At 75.1% G+C, this 17,499-nt stretch carries 16 protein-coding genes; 10 read left to right on the top strand and 6 right to left on the bottom strand.

The features are described 5' to 3' along the window. Window positions 1-4 precede the first annotated feature (4 nt). From CXY01_RS01635 to CXY01_RS01605, 7 genes are read left to right on the top strand one after another with little or no spacing between them, the layout of a single operon-like run. The gene (locus CXY01_RS01635; RefSeq protein ID WP_146925310.1) at window positions 5-439 is read left to right on the top strand and encodes a phage tail protein; all 435 of its coding nucleotides are present in this window, start codon (window positions 5-7) and stop codon (window positions 437-439) included. Further along, a complete protein-coding gene (locus CXY01_RS01630; RefSeq protein ID WP_146925309.1) occupies window positions 436-1,116 on the top strand; it encodes a CIS tube protein in 681 nt (226 codons plus the stop codon). The genes CXY01_RS01635 and CXY01_RS01630 overlap by 4 nt, the downstream gene beginning before the upstream one ends. Continuing rightward, window positions 1,113-2,831, top strand: coding sequence for a VgrG-related protein (locus tag CXY01_RS01625; protein ID WP_146925308.1), 1,719 nt, complete (start codon window positions 1,113-1,115; stop codon window positions 2,829-2,831). Before CXY01_RS01630 ends, CXY01_RS01625 begins: the two co-directional genes overlap by 4 nt. Before the next feature lie 18 nt (window positions 2,832-2,849). Beyond that, window positions 2,850-3,242 carry a PAAR domain-containing protein gene (locus tag CXY01_RS01620; protein ID WP_146925307.1) on the top strand — a complete coding sequence of 131 codons (393 nt, stop codon included), beginning with the start codon at window positions 2,850-2,852 and terminating at the stop codon, window positions 3,240-3,242. A 13-nt stretch (window positions 3,243-3,255) separates the two neighbouring features. Further along, window positions 3,256-3,675, top strand: coding sequence for a GPW/gp25 family protein (locus CXY01_RS01615; RefSeq protein WP_146925306.1), 420 nt, complete (start codon window positions 3,256-3,258; stop codon window positions 3,673-3,675). Further along, entirely contained in the window at window positions 3,672-5,639 is a 1,968-nt protein-coding gene (locus tag CXY01_RS01610) for a putative baseplate assembly protein (RefSeq protein WP_146925305.1), read from the top strand. The genes CXY01_RS01615 and CXY01_RS01610 overlap by 4 nt, the downstream gene beginning before the upstream one ends. After that, window positions 5,636-6,184 (top strand): phage tail protein, encoded by a 549-nt coding sequence (locus CXY01_RS01605; protein WP_146925304.1) that lies wholly within the window; start codon window positions 5,636-5,638, stop codon window positions 6,182-6,184. The genes CXY01_RS01610 and CXY01_RS01605 overlap by 4 nt, the downstream gene beginning before the upstream one ends. On the opposite strand, the gene CXY01_RS01600 is transcribed toward CXY01_RS01605, so the two are convergent. Further along, the gene (locus CXY01_RS01600; protein WP_146925303.1) at window positions 6,141-9,074 is read right to left on the bottom strand and encodes an AfsR/SARP family transcriptional regulator; all 2,934 of its coding nucleotides are present in this window, start codon (window positions 9,072-9,074) and stop codon (window positions 6,141-6,143) included. The genes CXY01_RS01605 and CXY01_RS01600 overlap by 44 nt on opposite strands. Before the next feature lie 444 nt (window positions 9,075-9,518). Here CXY01_RS01600 and CXY01_RS01595 point away from each other — a divergent pair, with 444 nt between their 5' ends. Beyond that, a complete protein-coding gene (locus CXY01_RS01595) occupies window positions 9,519-10,115 on the top strand; it encodes a hypothetical protein (protein WP_146925302.1) in 597 nt (198 codons plus the stop codon). Then, window positions 10,112-11,917, top strand: a complete 1,806-nt coding sequence (locus CXY01_RS21285) for a hypothetical protein (protein ID WP_146925301.1) — start codon at window positions 10,112-10,114, stop codon at window positions 11,915-11,917. The genes CXY01_RS01595 and CXY01_RS21285 overlap by 4 nt, the downstream gene beginning before the upstream one ends. A gap of 3 nt (window positions 11,918-11,920) precedes the next feature. Here CXY01_RS21285 and CXY01_RS01585 read toward each other — a convergent pair whose 3' ends face one another. From CXY01_RS01585 to CXY01_RS01570, 4 genes are read right to left on the bottom strand one after another with little or no spacing between them, the layout of a single operon-like run. Further along, window positions 11,921-12,604 carry a class I SAM-dependent methyltransferase gene (locus CXY01_RS01585; protein ID WP_146925300.1) on the bottom strand — a complete coding sequence of 228 codons (684 nt, stop codon included), beginning with the start codon at window positions 12,602-12,604 and terminating at the stop codon, window positions 11,921-11,923. Continuing rightward, complete coding sequence (locus CXY01_RS01580) at window positions 12,601-13,449, bottom strand: ChbG/HpnK family deacetylase (RefSeq protein WP_146925299.1); 849 nt, start codon at window positions 13,447-13,449, stop codon at window positions 12,601-12,603. The genes CXY01_RS01585 and CXY01_RS01580 overlap by 4 nt, the downstream gene beginning before the upstream one ends. Beyond that, window positions 13,446-14,222, bottom strand: coding sequence for a glycosyltransferase family 2 protein (locus CXY01_RS01575; protein ID WP_246124927.1), 777 nt, complete (start codon window positions 14,220-14,222; stop codon window positions 13,446-13,448). The genes CXY01_RS01580 and CXY01_RS01575 overlap by 4 nt, the downstream gene beginning before the upstream one ends. After that, window positions 14,219-15,517, bottom strand: a complete 1,299-nt coding sequence (locus CXY01_RS01570; RefSeq protein WP_146925298.1) for a putative hexosyltransferase — start codon at window positions 15,515-15,517, stop codon at window positions 14,219-14,221. Before CXY01_RS01570 ends, CXY01_RS01575 begins: the two co-directional genes overlap by 4 nt. Before the next feature lie 109 nt (window positions 15,518-15,626). Between CXY01_RS01570 and CXY01_RS01565 the strand changes: the two genes are divergently transcribed. After that, on the top strand, window positions 15,627-16,499 hold the full coding sequence (locus CXY01_RS01565) for a hypothetical protein (protein WP_146925297.1): 873 nt from the start codon (window positions 15,627-15,629) through the stop codon (window positions 16,497-16,499). Here the strand turns inward: CXY01_RS01565 and galE are convergent. Further along, window positions 16,496-17,467 carry a UDP-glucose 4-epimerase GalE gene (gene galE / locus CXY01_RS01560; protein ID WP_146925296.1) on the bottom strand — a complete coding sequence of 324 codons (972 nt, stop codon included), beginning with the start codon at window positions 17,465-17,467 and terminating at the stop codon, window positions 16,496-16,498. The two genes, CXY01_RS01565 and galE, sit on opposite strands and share 4 nt — an antisense overlap. Window positions 17,468-17,499: the final 32 nt, after the last annotated feature.

Here is a 17,499-nt window from a genome sequence, read left to right as displayed (position 1 = left end):
TGCGATGGCCAACGACACCAACCCCGTCAACACCATGCGGTTCGACGTGACGATCGACGGGCACGACATCGGCTCGTTCACGGCGATCGACGGTCTGAGCGCCCAGTACGAGGTCAAGACGTACGCCGAGGGCGGCGAGAACGGGTTCGTGCACCGTCTGCCCGGCCGCCTGTCGTACGGCACGATCAAGCTGACCCGCCCCGTGGAGATGCGGACGCGCGCGCTCGGCGAGTGGTTCCGGGAGGTCGCCAAGGGCCAGGCGACCAAGGCGCACACCGCGGCGATCATGGCGATGAACGACAACCGCGCGACGGTCATCACGTGGGAGTTCGAGGGCGTCTGGCCGGTCAGCTACAAGGGTCCGAGCTTCGCGGCCGAGGGCGGCAAGGTGGCGACCGAGGTGTTCGAGTTCGCCCACGACGGATGGAAGGAGTCGTGACCGGCGCCGAGCGGGCCCTGGCGGTGCTCGCCGAGAAGGACGACACCAGCAAGAAGCTCGTCTTCCACTTCAACCCGACGACGATCAGCTTCACGCGGGCCGTCCAGTACAACCGCAGCCCGACGCAGGCGAACGACCCTCCCGTGCAGTTCACCGGCGCAGGTCCGACGTCGATGACGCTGCAGGTGTTCCTCGACAAGGTGGGCAAGGGCGGCACCACCGGGATCCAGCCGGAGATCGACCAGCTGGTCTCGTGGACGACGGTCGCCGACGTGTCCCAGCCGGGCAGCGGGCCGCCCAAGCTGATCTTCACGTGGGGGGTCCTGTCGATCAACAAGGAGACGACCCTCGTCGGCTACCTGGAGAACCTCAAGGTCACCTGCGAGATGTTCGACCGCAACGGCCTGCCGCTGCGCGCCACCATCGACCTGACGCTGAAGTCGGCGGCCGAGGAGCCCAAGGGCACCAACCCGACGTCGGGGTCCGAGTCGTCGCGCCGCCGGCACGTCCTGCGCCGCGAGGAGAGCCTGCACTCGGTCGCGCACAGCACGTTCGGCGACGCGGGGGCGTGGCGGGCGATCGCGGAGCTCAACGGCATCGACGACCCGACCCGGTTGCGGCCCGGCCGCGAGCTGCTGCTGCCGGACGTCTCCGAGCTCGCGGCGGGTGCACGATGAGCCCGGCCGCCACGAGCGTCGGCGCGCGGCCGGTGGTCAAGGTGGGCGGCGCCGAGCTGTCCGAGCGGATCGCGGCCGCGCTGCGCTCGACGGTGGTCGACACCGACGCGGACGGCCCCGACTCGTGCCGGCTCGTGATCGACGACCCCGCGCGGCAGCTGCTGGCGGACAGCGCCCTGGACCTGGCCGCCACGCTGACGATCACGGCCGGCCGCGTGGGCGAGAACTCGGGCGACACGCTCTTCGACGGCGTCGTCTACGCCATCGGGTTCGACTACGACGACCGCGGCGGCTACACGACGGTGACGGCCTACGACCGGTCCTACGGCCTGTACAACGGGCTGCACACCACCAGCTTCCAGAACATGACCGACGGCGACATCGCCCAGCAGATCGCCCGCGACGTCGGGCTGACCGCGGGCGAGGTCGCGACGACCTCCGTGCTGCACGAGCACGTCTCGCAGGTGAACGAGACCCACATCGAGTTCCTCGAGCGCCGCGGCCGGGAGGTCGGCTGCGTCGTCGTGGTGTCCGGCTCGACGCTGCACTTCCGGCCGCCTACGCCGGCCTCGGAGGCCCCCGCTCCCGGCGCCTACGACTCCGCCGACCGGCTGCAGCTGGTGCCCGGCAAGAACCTGCAGCGCCTGACCGTCCGCGTCACGGCCGCCCAGCAGGTCTCCCAGGTGGAGGTCCGCGGCTGGGACACGTCGACCAAGCAGGCGCTCGTCGCCACCACGGACGCGCGCACCGGGACCGCGAGCCTGCGGGACACCCCCGCGTCGGTCGCGGGGCTGTTCGGCAGCCCGCGGGGGGTCACCGTGGACCTGCCCCTCGGCCAGCAGGCGGAGTGCGACGCGGTGGCCGCCGCGCGTGCCGAGCACCTGGGCAGCACGCAGGTCTTCGCCGAGGGGGTCGCCGACGGTGACCCGCACCTGGTCGCGGGCGCCGCGGTGAGCCTCGGCCAGACGGGGGGCAGGTTCGACGGCAAGGTCACGCTGACCCGGGCCAAGCACGTCTGGGACGACCGCAGCTACCGCACCCACTTCACGGCGAGCGGCTCGCACGACCGCTCGGTGCTCGGGCTCGTGCGCGGTGCGGGCCGGCACCGCGCCGGCCCGGGCGGGCTGGTCGTCGCCCTGGTGACCAACGCGGCCGACCCGGAGAGCCGGTGCCGCGTCAAGGTGCGGTTCCCGTGGCTGGACGAGGACTACGAGACGGACTGGGTCCGGGTGTTGCAGCTCGGCGCGGGCGCGGACCGCGGGCTGCAGCTGCTGCCCGAGGTCGACGACGAGGTGCTCGTCGGCTTCGAGCACGGCGACAGCCGGCGTCCCTATGTGCTCGGTGGTCTCTACAACGGGGTCGACGCCCCGCCCAAGGACGACGCCGTGGGGTCCGACGGGTCGGTCGCCACCCGGGTGTGGCGCAGCCGCAGCGGCCACGAGCTGCTCATGTCCGACAAGGCGGGTGCCGAGACCCTGGAGCTGCGCACGGGGGACGACAAGGCGAGCGTCGTCCTGGCCACCTCGGACGGCTCGATCGTCATCACCACCGAGGGCGACGTGAAGGTCGACGCGAAGGGCAACGCCGAGGTCACCACGCAGGGCGACCTCAAGGTCGAGGCGCAGGGCTCCGCGACGATCAAGGGCTCGTCGGGCCTGACGCTCGAGAGCAGCAGCACGGTCACCATCAAGGGTTCGACGATCAAGCTCAACTAGGCCGAAGGAGGGGCAGTCGTGGGTGCACCAGCAGTCGTCATGGGCGACAAGGTGATGGGGATGTGCGTCGGGCACCTGGTCCCGTCCCCCGTGGGCGCCCCGATGCCCGCGCCCGCACCGTTGCCGGTCTCCGCGCCGCTGACCATGGGCCTGTCCACGACCGTCCTCATCGGGGGCAAGCCGGCCGCGGTCAAGGACAGCAGCGGCTACAACGTGCCGCCGCACGTCGGCCTGCACCCGAGCGACCCGAAGCTCGTGCCCACCACGCAGGAGGCCAAGGTCGTGGTCGGCAGCAGCACCGTGCAGTTCGACGGGAAGGCCGCCGCGTACACGGGGTGCACCGTCACGGCCTGCATCGCTCCCACGGCGGCGGTCGTCGGCACCGGGGCGACCGTCCTGGTCGGGTCATGAGGGAGGACGAGCGATGAGCGACGCGAACAGCTTCGTCGGTGCCGGCTGGCACTGGCCGCTGACCACCGACCAGACCGGTGCGGTGGCTCTCGTGCGCGGCACCACCGAGCTCGAGCAGGCGATGTACCTGGTGCTCGCCACGAACCCCGGCGAACGCCCCATGCGGCCGGAGTTCGGCGCGCGGCTGCGTCAGTTCGTGTTCGCGTCGGGCGACGCCACGACCGCGGGCCTGATCGCCGCCGAGGTGCAGAGCGCGCTGGCCCGGTGGGAGCCGCGCGTGACCGTCGAGCAGGTCGACATCACGACGGACGCCGAGGACCCGTCGACGCTCTGGATCGACATCGGCTACACCGTGCGGTCCACCAACGACCGCCGCAACCTCGTCTTCCCGTTCTACGTGATCCCCGCCGACCGGTCCGAGGTGCGCGCATGACGCTGCCCACGCCCCGCCTGGACGACCGCACGTTCCAGGAGCTCGTCGACGAGGCGAAGAGGAACCTGCAGCTGCGGTGCCCGGAGTGGACCAACCACAACGTCTCCGACCCGGGCATCACGCTCATCGAGACCTTCGCGTGGATGACGGACATCCTGCTGTACCGGGTGAACCGGGTCCCCGACCGCCTGTACGTGAAGTTCCTCGAGCTCGTCGGCGTGCGCCTGTTCCCGCCGCACGCGGCCCGCACGGAGATCTCGTTCCGGCTGTCCTCGCACCACGACGACGTCGTGCACATCCCCGCGGGGACGGTGGTGTCCACGCGCCGGTCCGTCTCGCAGGAGTCGCTCGGGTTCAGCACGCTGCACGGGCTGGACATCCCCCCGGCGGCGTCGCGGACCGTCCTGACGATCAGTGCCGACGGGGACAGCGCGGACCGCACCGGTGTGCTCGGGCTCGGCGACGGGTTCCCCGCGTTCAGCCCGACGCCCGTGGTCGACGACGCGCTGTACCTGGGGCTGGACCAGCCGGCGCGGTCGTCGCTGCTGCTGGTCCAGGCGGTCTGCTCGCTCGGCGGCTACGGCATCGACCCGCGCCGGCCGCCGCTCGTCTGGGAGGCGTGGACGCCGTCGGGGTGGGAGCCGTGCGAGGTCGAGCGCGACGACACGCTCGGCCTGAACGTCTCGGGGGCGATCGAGCTGCACGTCCCCGACGGGCACGACGAGTCGGTGGTCGCCGGTGTCGAGGCCGCGTGGATCCGGTGCCGCGTGGTGAAGGCCCCCCGGCAGTACCGCTCGTCGCCGCTGCTGGTCTCCGTGACGGCCGCCACGATCGGTGGCGACGTCGAGGCGACCAACGCCGAGCAGGTCCACGACGAGGCCCTGGGCATCTCCGACGGCACCGCGGGACAGGTCCTGCACCTCGCCTACGCGCCGGTCGTCGTGGACCGCGAGGACCCTCTGGTGCTCGAGGTCGGCGTCCCGCCGGAGGACGGCATCGGACCCCCGACCTGGGAGGAGTGGACCGCGGTCGAGGACTTCGGGGCGAGCGCACCGACGGACCGGCACGTCGTGGTCGACCCGACCACCGGCGAGATCCGGTTCGGGCCGTCCGTGCGGCTCGAGGACGGCTCGGAGCGGCGGTTCGGGGCGATCCCCGCACGCGGGGCCGCGCTGCGGGTGCGTGGCTACCGCACGGGTGGGGGTGCCCGCGGGAACGTCGCCGCCCGCACCGTCTCGGTGCTGCGCTCGTCGATCCCCTACGTCGCCGCCGTCTACAACCGCCGCGCCGCAGCCGGTGGGGTGGACGGGGAGGACGTCGACAACGCGCGGACGCGCGGACCGCTGGAGCTGCGCGGCCGCGGGCGGGCGGTGACCGTCGAGGACTACGTCGCCGTCGTGCACGAGGCCGCCCCCGAGCTGGCGCGCGTGCACTGCGTGCCGGTCACGGACGGCCCCGACGCCGGGTCGGTGCGCATCCTGGCGATCCCGGGTGCCCCCGGCCAGGACGGCCGCATCTCCCTGCGGGACCTGCAGCTGCCGGACGGCGCCCGCGAGCGGGTCCTCGGCGCGCTGGACGTGACGCGCGTCGTCGGCGTCCGGCTGAGCGTCGAGCCCCCCAGCTACGTGGGGATCCGGGTCGACGCCCGGGTCCGCGCCCGTCCGGAGGCGGACCCCTCGCAGGTGGAGCGGGACGCGCTCGCGGCGCTCTACCGGTACTTCCACCCGCTCGCCGGGGGCCCCGACGGGACCGGGTGGCCCCTGGGCCGGCCCGTGCAGCCGGGTGAGGTGCACGGTGTGCTGGGCCGGGTCGCCGGGCTGGACTACGTCGAGGACGTCGTCCTGTTCCGGGCGAACCCGCTCGACCGGTCGATCTCGGCCCCGCAGGACCGGGTCGACCTGGGCGACACGCACGTGGTGCTGAGCGTCGAGCACAGCATCGTGGTCCAGGGCGGTGCCGGGTGAGGGGCGCGTCGGGGGGCCTGGTGCCGCCGGCGACGTCGCTGGTGGAGGGGCTGCCGGAGGCGTTCCTCGGCAGCGACTTCACGTCGGGGCTGATCGCCGCGTTCGACGACGTCATCGGGTCCGTGGGGGCCACCCTGGACGACCTCGACGCCTACCTCGACCCGCGGTACGCCCCCGACGACTTCGTCCGGTGGGTCGCGTCGTGGCTCTCGCCGGCGATCGCGGCGCGCCGGGACGCGGAGCACCTGCGCTCCCACCTCGGTGACCTGCGCCGGGCCGTGCTGGGCCGGGGCACGCTCGACGGGGTGACCGCTGCGGTCCGCGCGTGCACCGGCCTGGACCCGGACGTGCGCGACTCGGGCGGGGTGGCCTGGAGCAAGCGACCGCAGGGGGCGTTCCCGGGCCGGTCGTCCCCGCTGCTCGAGGTCGACGTGCGGATCGCCGACGACGAGCCGGACCCCGACGCCGTGCTCGACCTCGTGCGGTTCGTCGTGGACGACGTCAGACCCGCGCACGTGCCGGCAGCGGTCCGGCGAGCACCCTGACGGGCAGCTGGACGTGCGTCAGGACCGGCACCGGGACGTCCAGCTCCGCGAGGACCTGCGCGTACTCCCGGCGCGCCGCGGCAGCCGCGGCCGGCTGCCCGTCCGCCGTGAGCGCGTCGACCAGCCGCACCCAGAGGCCGTCCTGGTAGCGGTCGAGCGCGAGCGCGTGGCGGGTGACCTGGATGGCCGCCGGGGCGTCGCCCGCCGCGGAGCACAGGTCGGCGAGCGACTGGCACGCCCGCACGACGGACCCGCGCACCTCGTCCCGCTCGCCGGTGACCCACTCGGCGGGACCGTCGTCGGGCAGGACGTCCGCCGTGAGCTCCCGCACCCCCGCGGCGAGGCTGCGCCGACCGCCGTCGACGTCCCCGCGCTCGAGCGCGGACCGTCCCGCGGCGAGGAGCCGTTCGACGCGGCGCACGTCGTGCCGGTCCGCCGCACCCAGGTGCAGGGCGTAGCCGCCACCGGTGCGGCGCACCACCGACGTCGCCGGGGTCGCGGTCGGTCGGTCGAGCAGACCGCGCAGCGCGCTGATCGCGACCTGGAGGCTGTGCTGCGCCCGTTCCGGGTCACGTCCCTCCCAGAACCACTCCAGGAGCCGCTCGCGGTGCACGGGCAGCGGCGCGTGCAGGGCGAGCGCCCGCAGCAGCGCCTGGTGCTGGGGGCGCAGCGCGTCGAGCGTGACCGGCATGCCGTCCCGCAGCACGCTGAAGCCGCCGATGCAGCGGACCTCGAGCGCGGGCGGCGCCTCGGCCGTCGCGGTCCCGGGCGTCGCGCGCAGCCCGCGCAGGACGAGGGCCGTCCAGGTGGTCGCCCCGCTGCTGCGGGCCAGCCGCGCTGCGCGTACCCGCCCCTGGGCAGTCCCCGCGGCCAGCAGCGCCAGCGCGTGCGGGAGCGGGCCGACGCCGGCGGCGGCCTTCTCCACGGCGGCTGCCGTCCCTCGGTCCCTGATCCCCGTGCGCGCGTCCTCGACCGCGGCCATCGTGGAGCACCACGTGGCCAGCGCGGGCGCCCCGAGCGCGGTCAGCTCGGACGCGAGGGCGCGGTGCTCGTCGGCGGTGAGCATCCCGGTGGGCAGCCCGGCCACGGCCCCGAACAGGCCGAGCAGCGCCGCACCCCACCGGTCGCCGATCGCGGCGCACCGGTCCCGCAGGTGGCTCAGGGCCTCCCGTGCGGTCTCGGGCCGGCACGCGAGGTCGAGCCCGTCGGCGATCCGTTCCAGGGCGGGGGCGCCGAGCATCTTCGCCGCGACGGCAGCGCGCTCCCGGCTCTCGGCGGCCTCCGGGCGGAACGACAACGACAGGCTCACGGCCTCGCCCAGCAGCGCGACCGCCTCGAGGGCCGAGGGCAGGGTCGGCTGCTCGGAGACGGCGGAGAACTCCCGCGCCGCGACCGCCAGGTCCCCCGCGGTCAGCTGTGCCACCGCGCGGGCGAGACGCCGAGGGGCGTCCGCGGGGCGCGGCTCGGCGAGCTGGCGACGCGGGGCGACGAACGCGTCCCGGGTCAGCGCCACCCAGTCGGAGACGACGCCCAGCGGCGGGTTCAGCCAGCTCTGCACCATGCGCAGCTCGTGCGCGGCCAGCGCCCTCCCCGTCGCCGTCTCCACGCGGGCGCCCGCCAGCCGGTACGCCTCGAGCGCCTCCTCGAGCGCGCCGTCCACGACGAGCCGGCGTGCGAGCGCGAGCGCGACCCACGGGTCGGTGTCCCGGATCGAGGCGGGCAGCTCGTCGATCCACGAGCCCGGCCGCTCCGCCAGCTCGCCCCCGCCGATGGCGAGCACCCGTTGCGCGGCGTCCCAGTCGTGCGCGCGGCACGACGAGCGCAGCGCCGCGTCGAAGTCACCCTCCCGCAGCGCGAGCTGCGCACCCCGCTGGTGCAGCTCGCGGGCGCGGGCGCCGCCGTCCCGGCCGACGAGCACGTCGAGCAGGTGGGCCCGCATCACCTCGTGGCAGCAGTAGACGGTGGACTCCGCGTCGGCCACGGCGTTCAGCAGGCCGAGGCGGTGCGCCTGCTCGAGCAGGGCGGCGGCGTCCGTGCTGCCCAGCAGGTCGTCGCACCGTGCCGCGGTGAGCGTCGCCAGCACGGCGGTCCGCACGAGGAAATCCCGCAGCGGTGCCGGCACCTGGTCGAGGACGTGCCGCGCGAGGTAGTCGCTCGACAGCTGACCGCCGCCGGCACCCAGCAGGCGGGCGCGGCTCGACGGTGGTCGTCCGTGCGTCGCCAGGTGGAAGAGCTCGAGCCCGGCCGCCCAGCCGCCGGTGCGGTGTGCCAGGTCCGCGACCTCGTCCGCGCGCAGCCGGGTCCCGTGACACGTGCGGAACAGCTCCTCCACCTCCCACGTCCGGAACCGCAGGTCCTCGGCGCCCAGCACGGTCGCCGTCCCCGCGAGGTGACGCGTCAGGGCGGTCGACGTCACGGTGCGCGATCCCAGGGCGACGCGCAGGTGCACCGGCTGGTGCTGGAGCAGCCCCTCGACGACGCGGGCGGCCGGCGTCCCGTCGATCGACTGCAGCTCGTCGAGGACCAGCAGCGCGGGGCCGTCGAGCACCTGCTCCAGGGTGGCGAGCGCGTCCTCGGTCGACTCCCACGGCGCGCGCTCGGCCAGCGACGGGACGAGGTCCGCGCACGCCAGCTGCAGGTGCGCGAGCACGGCCGTGGTGCTCCCCAGCGCGCCGTCGAGCGTGAGCCACCCGACCGGGGCCGTCGCCCGCGCCGCGACGTGCGAGAGGAACGTCGTCTTGCCGCACCCGGCGGCGGCCACGACGCTGACCAGCGGCTTCGCGGACGGACCCACCACGGGGTCCAGCAGCCGGTCCCGAGGCAGCCCGCGGGGCGCCGGGCGCCGGGTGCGCGAGCGCAGGACGGTCGGGTGCCTCTCAGCCCCCGACACAGCACACCTGGCTCGACGTCGTCACTCTGCCCCCGCAAGACCGTCGCGTACGCTGACCCTAGCCGTCGGGCGATTCATCCGAAAGGGTGTAAATCCGACGTCCGATGTCACGGGGGGTGGGGTCGTACGGTCACGGAACCTGGGGGCGGGTCCGCCGACGCGCCCGACCCTGCGCTCGACGACGAGCTCGCGGACCTCCTGGCGCCTGCAGACGTGCAGTTCCAGGCCGGTCCGACGACGCCGATCCGCGAGCCGGTCCCCCCGCGCGAGAGGGCGACGACGAGCCGGCCGCCCCTGGCTGACCCGGAGCACCGATCCGACCGTCCGGCGCCGAGCCCGCCGCCCCGCCCCGCTCCGGAGCCGCGCCCGTCCCCGCCACCCCGTCCGGCCCCTGACGGGCCGTCGCCCACGCCTCGGAGCGACCTCGGACCTCCGCCCGCTCAGGTGCGCCCGGTCTCACGCGCCCGTCCGGGGCCGGACCGGTCGTCGGAGGCCGACCTGCTCGCCGGCTCGCACCGGACCGGGTCGACCGCGGCGGCCGTCGACCCGGTCGTGGTCGGCCGACGCTTCCAGCCGGTCCCGGGCGGCGCACTTCCCCGACCGCACCCGAGCGACCCGCTCATGGCTGCGCTCCTCGCGACGCCCGCAGCCCCGGTGTTCGCGGTGACCGCAGGCACGGTCCGGCGGGCCCCGGCGCAGGTCGCGGCGGGGGCGATCGAGCTGCGTGCGCCCGACGGCAGTGCGCTCGTGCTCCTGGGCGGGTCCACGGTCGCGTGGGTGGTCGACGACGAGGAGCCCGTCGTGGCGGGGGCCGTGCTGGGGATCGTCGCGGGGTCACCCGGTGACCCGCCCGGCGACCCCCTGCTCGTCCTGGCGATCGACCCGGCGGGCACCCAGGTGGACGCGGTCGAGCTGCTGATCGGCCTGCCCGACCCCGGGGAGCTGGACCTGCTGGGCAGCGACCCCGCTGCGGGGGTCGACCCGTACCACCTCGACCTGGAGCTCGCTGCGTCGCTGCGGACCGTCGAGGAGGCGTCATGATCGTCTGCGCCCGGTGCCACCACGAGAACCCCGACGGCACTCTGCTGTGCGAGACGTGCCGGACCTACCTCGGCTGGTCGGCGACCGCTCCCGCCGCGGCGCCCGCACCGGCGCTCGCCCCCGACGCCGACCCGCCGACCGACGAGTCCCCGGAACCACCGGCACCACCCGCGTCCGCGGCCCCGTCCCCTCCCCCGCCCCCGAGCGCACGGCAGCCACTGCTGCCCACCCCGCCGTCGGTGCCGGGTGCACCCGCTGTGGCTCCTGGCGCTCCTCGGGCGCCCGCGCCGATCACGGTGCGCGCGGCGGGCGGACCGGGATCGCGCGCGCCGATCACGCCGGTCGCCGTCCCGGCCGCGCCGTCGGGTCGTCCCGCACCCGCCGTCCCACCGCCGGTGCCCGCTGCCCCGCCGGCCGGTCGAGCCGTCCCCGTCGCCCCGCCGCCGACGAGCACCGCGCCGCCGCCCGGTCGTGCCGCCCCCGTCGTCCCACCGCCGGGGCCGGCGGCGTCGACGCCCGGTCGCCCGGCGCCCGGCGTGCCGCCCTCCGCACCGGCGGCGGCGACCACCCATGCCGCCACGACCGCACCGGACGCCGCCGCGGCGCCCGACCCGGCGCCGCCGGTCCGCCGCCCGCCGACCACCGTGCGACCGGTCCCCGTCGTCCTGACCCCCTCCGAGACGTCGACGCGACCTCCCGAGCGGACGCCCGCCCGGGAGGCACCGGAGCGCACGATCGGGGTGCGCGTCGCCGCAGGCGAGGCGCGGATCGCACCGCGGGCTCCGACCGACCCGGACCACCCCACCGGCACCCCCGCCCCGCCGAACGCGTTCGACGCGGTGCTCCCGTCGGACGTCGGCGCGTACGCGGGCACGGCGGACGACCGGACGGCGCCACCCGACCAGCCCGCACCGGCCGATGCCTGGCAGAGCTTCGAGGACGCGACCCGGTGCCCGGCGTGCGGACGCGCGATCGCGGTGTCGCGCCGCTTCTGCCGGTGCGGCGCCACCCTGGTGCGCACGGCGACCCCCGACGTCGACCCGGAGCCGCCGCGCGAGCCCTGGTACCGGCGGTGGCTCGGCGGCTTCCGCCGTGGTCGGGGGTTCTGGCGCCGGATGCGGGCCGCGAACAACGGGGTCCGCGTCCGCTACGACCAGGCCCGGTCCGCACAGGTGCACCTCGCCGAGGTCACCGCCCTGCTGGCCGCCCTCGGCATCACCGCGGTGTTCGTCCTGCCCAGCACCGCGCAGATCGAGAAGCAGGTGGTCGAGCAGGTGACCGCCCTCGATCCGCGCGGGTACAGCACGATCGACGGCGTGACGGCCACGACCGACCCGGCGACCCCACCCGAACCCGGGTTCGACCCGTCGTTCGCGGTCGACGGGACGACGGGCCGTGCCTGGGCCGGCGTCTGGACCCCACCGACGGACGCCGGACCGACGTGCCGGCGACCGGGCGGCACGGACGCGCTGGTCCTGACCCTGCCGGGGCCGACGACCGTGGACCGGATCGCGTTCAGCGCCGGCATGCCCGAGTCGAGCCCGGACCGCGCGACGCAGGAGCTGCCGCACCGGGTGGACGTCAGCTGGGGCGACGGCGCGGACCAGTGCCAGACGTTCGACCTGACAGACTCGCCGGACCTGCAGGCGTTCGACCTCGACGCCACCGACGTCGCGCAGGTCCGCGTCGTCGTCGTGAGCGTCCACGAGACCCCGGACCCGCCCGAGGTGCGGCACGTCGCGTTCAACGAGGTCCTGCTCCAGCAGCGCGGTGCACCGGGGCTCGACGTCCCCGCGCCGTAGTCGTCAGGCGGTCGCGTCCGCGCGCCGGGCGACGAGCAGGTGGTGCGGGTGCACCCGGCGGGCGTCCAGCCGGCGCAGCTCGACCTCGAGCCCGAGCTCCGTCAGCCAGCCGCCCATGGTGCCCGGGTCGACGAAGTCGAACGAGGAGCCCTCGGTGATGCGCAGGATCTTGACCGACAACGTCTCCTGCAGCGTGTTCCAGCGCACCTTCCACCGCGGCCGGGTGCCCATCTCCTTGACCACCACGCGTCCGCCCGGAGCCAGCGCCCGGACGGCCTCGGTGAGCAGGCGACGCTGCTCGTCGGCGGGCAGCAGGTAGAGGATGTCGACGAACACGACGACGTCCCAGGGCCCGTCGGGCACGGCGCCGTCCGGTGCCTCGCGGAGCTCAAGGTGCTCGACCGCGCGAGCGGCGACCTGCGCGGCGGCGATCTTGTCGGCGTCGATGTCCACGCCGAGGACCTGGCGCGTCGGGTCGAGCAGCGCGGCGTAGGCGCTGAACAGCCCGTGGCCGCAGCCGATCTCCAGCACCCGGCCACCCGCGGGCAGGGCGGCGGCGATCGCGGGGAACGGGGCGCTGAACCAGCGGACCGCCACGTGCGCCCGCACGCCCCAGGGCGCAGACCGGTACAGGTCGAGGGCTGCGCGGCCCGCGGCGTCGGGGCGGCGGCGCGTGGTCGTCGTCATGCGGCACCGTCCGTGGTGGTCAGAGCGGCGAACCCGCTCAGGGTGTAGCCGGCGGCGGCGATCTCGTCGCGCACCGTCGGGTCGAGCAGCATGGCCAGCTCGTCGGCCCACTGGTAGTCCCACGTGAACCGGCGCAGGTCGGCGTCCCCGGCCTGCGCCGGGTGGGTGTTGATCTCGAGGGTCCGCGCCCCACGGCGTGCCGCGGCCTGCAGCGTCGTGCGGAACCGCTCGGCGTCCAGGTGGCCGGCCTCGTCGAGACCCGCGTAGTCCTGCGTCGTGGCGCGCCCGGCCGTCCGCAGCGCCGACCGCGTGCGGCGGGACAGGAGCCGGACGCCCAGCCCGACGGGCGCGTGGGAGTGGCTGCCGGGCAGCCGGACGGCGGGCACCCCGGCCTCCCGCGCCAGCTCGGCGACGACCCTCGCGACCGTCGGCCACAGGTGGGTGTGCTGGTGGGTGTCGACGTGCGTGACCGGCACCCCGACGCCGAGGACGCGCTCCAGCTGGGCATGGAGCTCGCGGCGCACGTCGTCGGGGTCGAGGCGACCTGCGAGGCCGCGCCGGACGACCGTGCGGTAGCTCAGCGGGAGCGCACCCCGGGCGTCGACGAGCGTCGGGATCTCCCGCGCCGACAGCAGCGGCGGGTCCTCCCCGACGAGGGCGAGGTGCGCGCCCAGCTCGAGGGTCGGCAGGTCGCGCAGCATCGCCGCCGCGTCGTCGAACTCGCGGCCGACGGCGAGCAGCGACGTCGCCGTCACGATGCCGGCCTCGTGGGCCCGCCGCACCGCCGCGTTGACGCCACGGGTCAGCCCGAGGTCGTCGGCCGTGACGATGAGCAGCCGCGTCACGACGGGACCGACGACCCGGCCACCGGGACGACGTGCTTGAGCTCGCTGCGCAGCCGGAGCATCTCCCCCACCATCGTCCGGATGACACCGAACGAGGACAGCGTCGAGACGCCTCGGGTGCGGGGGAAGTAGTCGACGCCGATCTGCAGGATCTGGAACCCCGACCGCTGCGCCCGGATCACGAGCTCGGCGTCGATGAACGAGCCCTCGCTCTTGAGCGTGACGTGGTCCAGGACGCGGCGCCGGCACAGCTTGAAGGCGAAGTTGATGTCCCGGATCCGGGTGCCGAACGCGAGCTGGACCATCCCGTTGTAGAAGAACGAGTAGATCGCGCGCCGCGGCCCCTCGCCCGTGCGGTCGAGGCGGTAGGCGCTGACCAGGTCGACCTCGTACATCTGCAGCACGCGCAGCGCGCGGGCCACCTCCGTCATCTCGAACGGCAGGTCGGCGTCGGTGTAGAGGACCACGTCACCGGTCGCCGCCGCGAACCCCGTCTTCAGGGAGCCGCCGAGCTTGCGGTTGACGTCGTGGTGCACGACGCGGACGTGCGGGTCCGCGGCCGCCATCGCGTCGGCGAGCTCAGGGGTCGCGTCGGTCGAGGCGTCGTCGACCACGATGAGCTCGTAGTCGAGGATCCGACCCTCCGCCACGAGGTCGTCGCACACGGTGCGGGCGGCGCCGACGGCGCGGTGGATGTACTGCTCCTCGTTCCACATCGGGAAGAAGATCGAGAGCTTCTCGAAGGGCTCGGGTGCGTGGGGGACGACCGTCACGAGACCGGTACCGATCTGCCGTAGAGGTAGGTGAGGAAGAACAGCAGCGCCGCGCACACGCACAGCACGGCGACGCGGACCCAGCGGTGCCGGACCCCGGCGAGGAAGTCACCGGCCGCGGCGACCACCGGGAAGGCGACGAGCACGTAGCGCCCGGTGCCCATGAAGTCCTTGGTGCCGACCAGCGGGATGAGGAGCACGACCGCCGCGAACGCGAGGTAGCCCCACCCGAAGAGCCGCCAGACGCGGCGCAGCAGGAGCACCGCGCACAGGCACGCCAGCGCCTGCAGCGTGAGGATGGCGGCGACGTCGTACGGGCCCTTGATGAGGGTGCCGGCGTACACGAGCTTGAACCACGTCTTCGGGCCCACACCCTGGTTCCAGCCGGGCGCCGCCTCGACCTCGATCCACGCGAGCGGGTGCCCGAACGCCAGCCCGAGGTAGACGCACCACGCGACGATGCCGAGCACCGCGGTGAGCACACCGAGGTGACGCAGACGCACGTCCCGGACCGCGGAGACCAGGTCACGCCACCCGACGGTCGCGACCGCGGCGTCGGCTGGTCCAGCACCCTCGGTGCCCTCGCTGGCCTCGGTGGCCTCGGTGCGGGCGGCGGCCGACGCGCGGCGGGACTCCGCGAGCATCTCGAGCGTGCGCACGACGAGCCCGACGGCGACGGCGATCCCGACCGGCCGCCCGGCGGTCGCCAGGGCCCCGACCAGGCCCGCGGCGAGGTACCAGCGCCGCTCGAGCAGGACGAACGCGCTGATCGCGCAGAGCAGGAACAGCGAGTCGGCATACATGGCGCCGTAGAGGAAGAACGAGTACGGGTAGACCAGCAGGACCGCGATGGCGAGCACGGCCGACCGACGCGGCAGCCGCGTCCACACCCAGCGGGCGAAGAGGAGCACCGCCGCGAGCCCCGCCAGCACGCCGAGCAGCGAGCCCGCCAGCTGGACGTCGTCCAGGACGCCGCCCAGACCGCGCACGCCCAGCGGGTACACCGGGAAGAAGGCGATCGACGACTGCGACCCGGGCACGTAGGAGTACCCGGTGCTGGCGATGGACCAGTACCAGGCGGAGTCGCCCTGGAACCACCCGTCCAGCCAGCCCGGACCCTGCAGGAAGGGCGCGGGCAGGGGCCCGTCCCGGTAGACGTTCGTCAGTGCCAGCAACGTCGAGAGTGCAGCCGACACGGCGACGAACGCCACGGCGACGACCGGCCACCGCAGGGGCCCGTTGGTCGGCACCGAGCGGACCGCGCCGTCCGTGACCTCGCCCTGCGCGCCGCGCACCTGTGCTCCTTGCGATGGATCCTGCCCCACGACGTCAGCGTGGAGCATAGGGTGCCTCGGGCACGTCGCGTGCGACCGGCACGCGTGACGGGACGACAGGGGGTCGGCGGTGGGGCTCGCGCTCGTGTGCGTCGGGGTGGCAGCGCTCTGCTCGGGCACCGCGATCGTGCTCCAGGCCGTCGCCGCACGACGGCTCCCCGCGGACGTGCGGCTCGACGCCGCCCTGGTCGGCGGCCTCGCCCGCAGCCCTCTCTACCTGCTCGCGCTCGGCCTGGTCGCGCTCGGCTTCGCGCTGTCGTTCGTCGCGCTCCGGACGCTGCCCGTGTTCGCCGTGCAGGCGGGTCGCGCGTCCAGCCTCGCCGTCGCCGCGGTCCTGTCCGTGGTCGTGCTCGGCGCCCGGCTGCGCTGGACGGACTGGCTGGGGCTCGGCAGCATCGCCGTCGGGCTCGTCGTGCTCGCGCTCGCCGTGGCACCGCAGACCACGATCACGCCGGCGGCGGGCACGCCGTGGGTCGTGGTGGGCGCGACGGTGACGATCGCGGCGCTGGCCGCCACCCTCGCGCTCGGCCCGCCCACGCCCTGGCGCGGCCTCCTCCTGGCCACCCTGGCGGGCGCCGCGTTCGGGGTGCTCGCGCTCGGCGCGCACACGGTCGACGTCTCCGACCCCGTGCGCGTGCTCACCGATCCCGTGGCCTGGTGCGCCGGCCTGTGCGGCGGGCTCGGGCTGGCCGTCTCCGCGCTGGCGCTGCGCCGCGCCGGGGTGGTGGCGGTGACCGCCCTCATGGTCGGCACGGAGACCGTCGTCGGCGCCGGCCTGGGCATCCTGCTGGCCGGCGACCGCCCGGCCGCCGGAGCGGGAGCAGCGTCCGTCGCCGCCTTCGCGCTCGTCCTGGCGGGCGCGCTCGTCGTGGCACGGTTCGGGTCACCGCCGTCGGCCCAGGCCGAGCTCGGCTCGTCGGACCCGAGGGCCGCGCACGCCTAGGGGTGTGCAGCGCTCCAGGCCGCCCAGGCGCTGGACAGCACCTCGGGCACGCCGTGCCGGGCCCGCCAGCCGACCTCGGCGCGGATACGGTCCACGGCCGCGACGACCGACGCCGGGTCACCCGCGCGGCGCGGTCCGATCTCGGGTGCGGCGTCCAGGCCGCTGACCCGGCCCAGCAGCGCCAGCACCTCGAGCACGGACGCGCCGTGCCCCGTCCCGACGTTGTAGACGTCCCGCGGCAGGTGGCCGGCCTCGAGCCGGTCCAGCACGGCGAGATGCGCCTGGGCCAGGTCCACGACGTGCAGGTAGTCGCGCACCCCGCTGCCGTCCGGCGTCGCGTAGTCGGTGCCGTACACCTCGGGTCGTTCGCCACGGGTCAGGCGGTCGAGCGTCTGGGTGACGAGGTTCGTCACGCCGGTGTCCCCGAGCTCCGGCCAGCCGGCGCCGGCGACGTTGAAGTAGCGCAACGACACCGCGCGCAGGTCGCTCGACCGGACGACGTCCCGGACCAGCATCTCCCCGGCCAGCTTGCTGCGCCCGTACGGGTTCACGGGCCGCGTGGCGTCGTCCTCGCTCACCGGCGCTCCGCCGCAGGACCCGTACACGGCGGCCGACGACGAGAAGATCATCGTGCTCACGTCGGCGGCGCGGACCCCGCGCAGGACGTTGGCCAGCCCGCCCACGTTCTGCGTCAGGTACCACAGCGGTCGGGCCACCGACTCGTCGACCCGCTTGCGCGCCGCCAGGTGGATCACCGCGGTGACGCCGTGCGCGCGGCACGCGTCGGTGAGCGGGACGACGCTGGACGGGTCCGCCAGGTCCAGCCGGACCAGCGTGGCACCGGGGACCCGGTCGGCGGAGCCGGTGCTGAGGTCGTCGGCGACGAGCACCTCGCGACCCGCGGACTGCAGCAGACGGACCACGTGGGCACCGATGTAGCCGGCTCCCCCGGTCACGAGCACGGTCACGGGCTGGACAGTAGCGGGTCCCGGGCGGGGCA

Origin of the sequence: Cellulomonas xylanilytica, assembly GCF_007989805.1 — a bacterium.
GTDB classification, from domain to species: domain Bacteria; phylum Actinomycetota; class Actinomycetes; order Actinomycetales; family Cellulomonadaceae; genus Cellulomonas; species Cellulomonas xylanilytica.
Note: the sequence above shows the minus strand (reverse complement) of the source record. Positions and strands in the feature narration are given on the sequence as shown.

What these genes read in the sequence shown, in the direction of transcription:
- CXY01_RS01635 (WP_146925310.1), top strand. Translation starts at nt 5, where the DNA reads ATGGCCAACGACACCAACCCCGTCAACACCATGCGGTTCGACGTGACG.
- CXY01_RS01625 (WP_146925308.1), top strand. Translation starts at nt 1,113, where the DNA reads ATGAGCCCGGCCGCCACGAGCGTCGGCGCGCGGCCGGTGGTCAAGGTG.
- CXY01_RS01615 (WP_146925306.1), top strand. Translation starts at nt 3,256, where the DNA reads ATGAGCGACGCGAACAGCTTCGTCGGTGCCGGCTGGCACTGGCCGCTG.
- CXY01_RS01610 (WP_146925305.1), top strand. Translation starts at nt 3,672, where the DNA reads ATGACGCTGCCCACGCCCCGCCTGGACGACCGCACGTTCCAGGAGCTC.
- CXY01_RS21285 (WP_146925301.1), top strand. Translation starts at nt 10,112, where the DNA reads ATGATCGTCTGCGCCCGGTGCCACCACGAGAACCCCGACGGCACTCTG.
- CXY01_RS01585 (WP_146925300.1), bottom strand. Translation starts at nt 12,604, where the DNA reads ATGACGACGACCACGCGCCGCCGCCCCGACGCCGCGGGCCGCGCAGCC.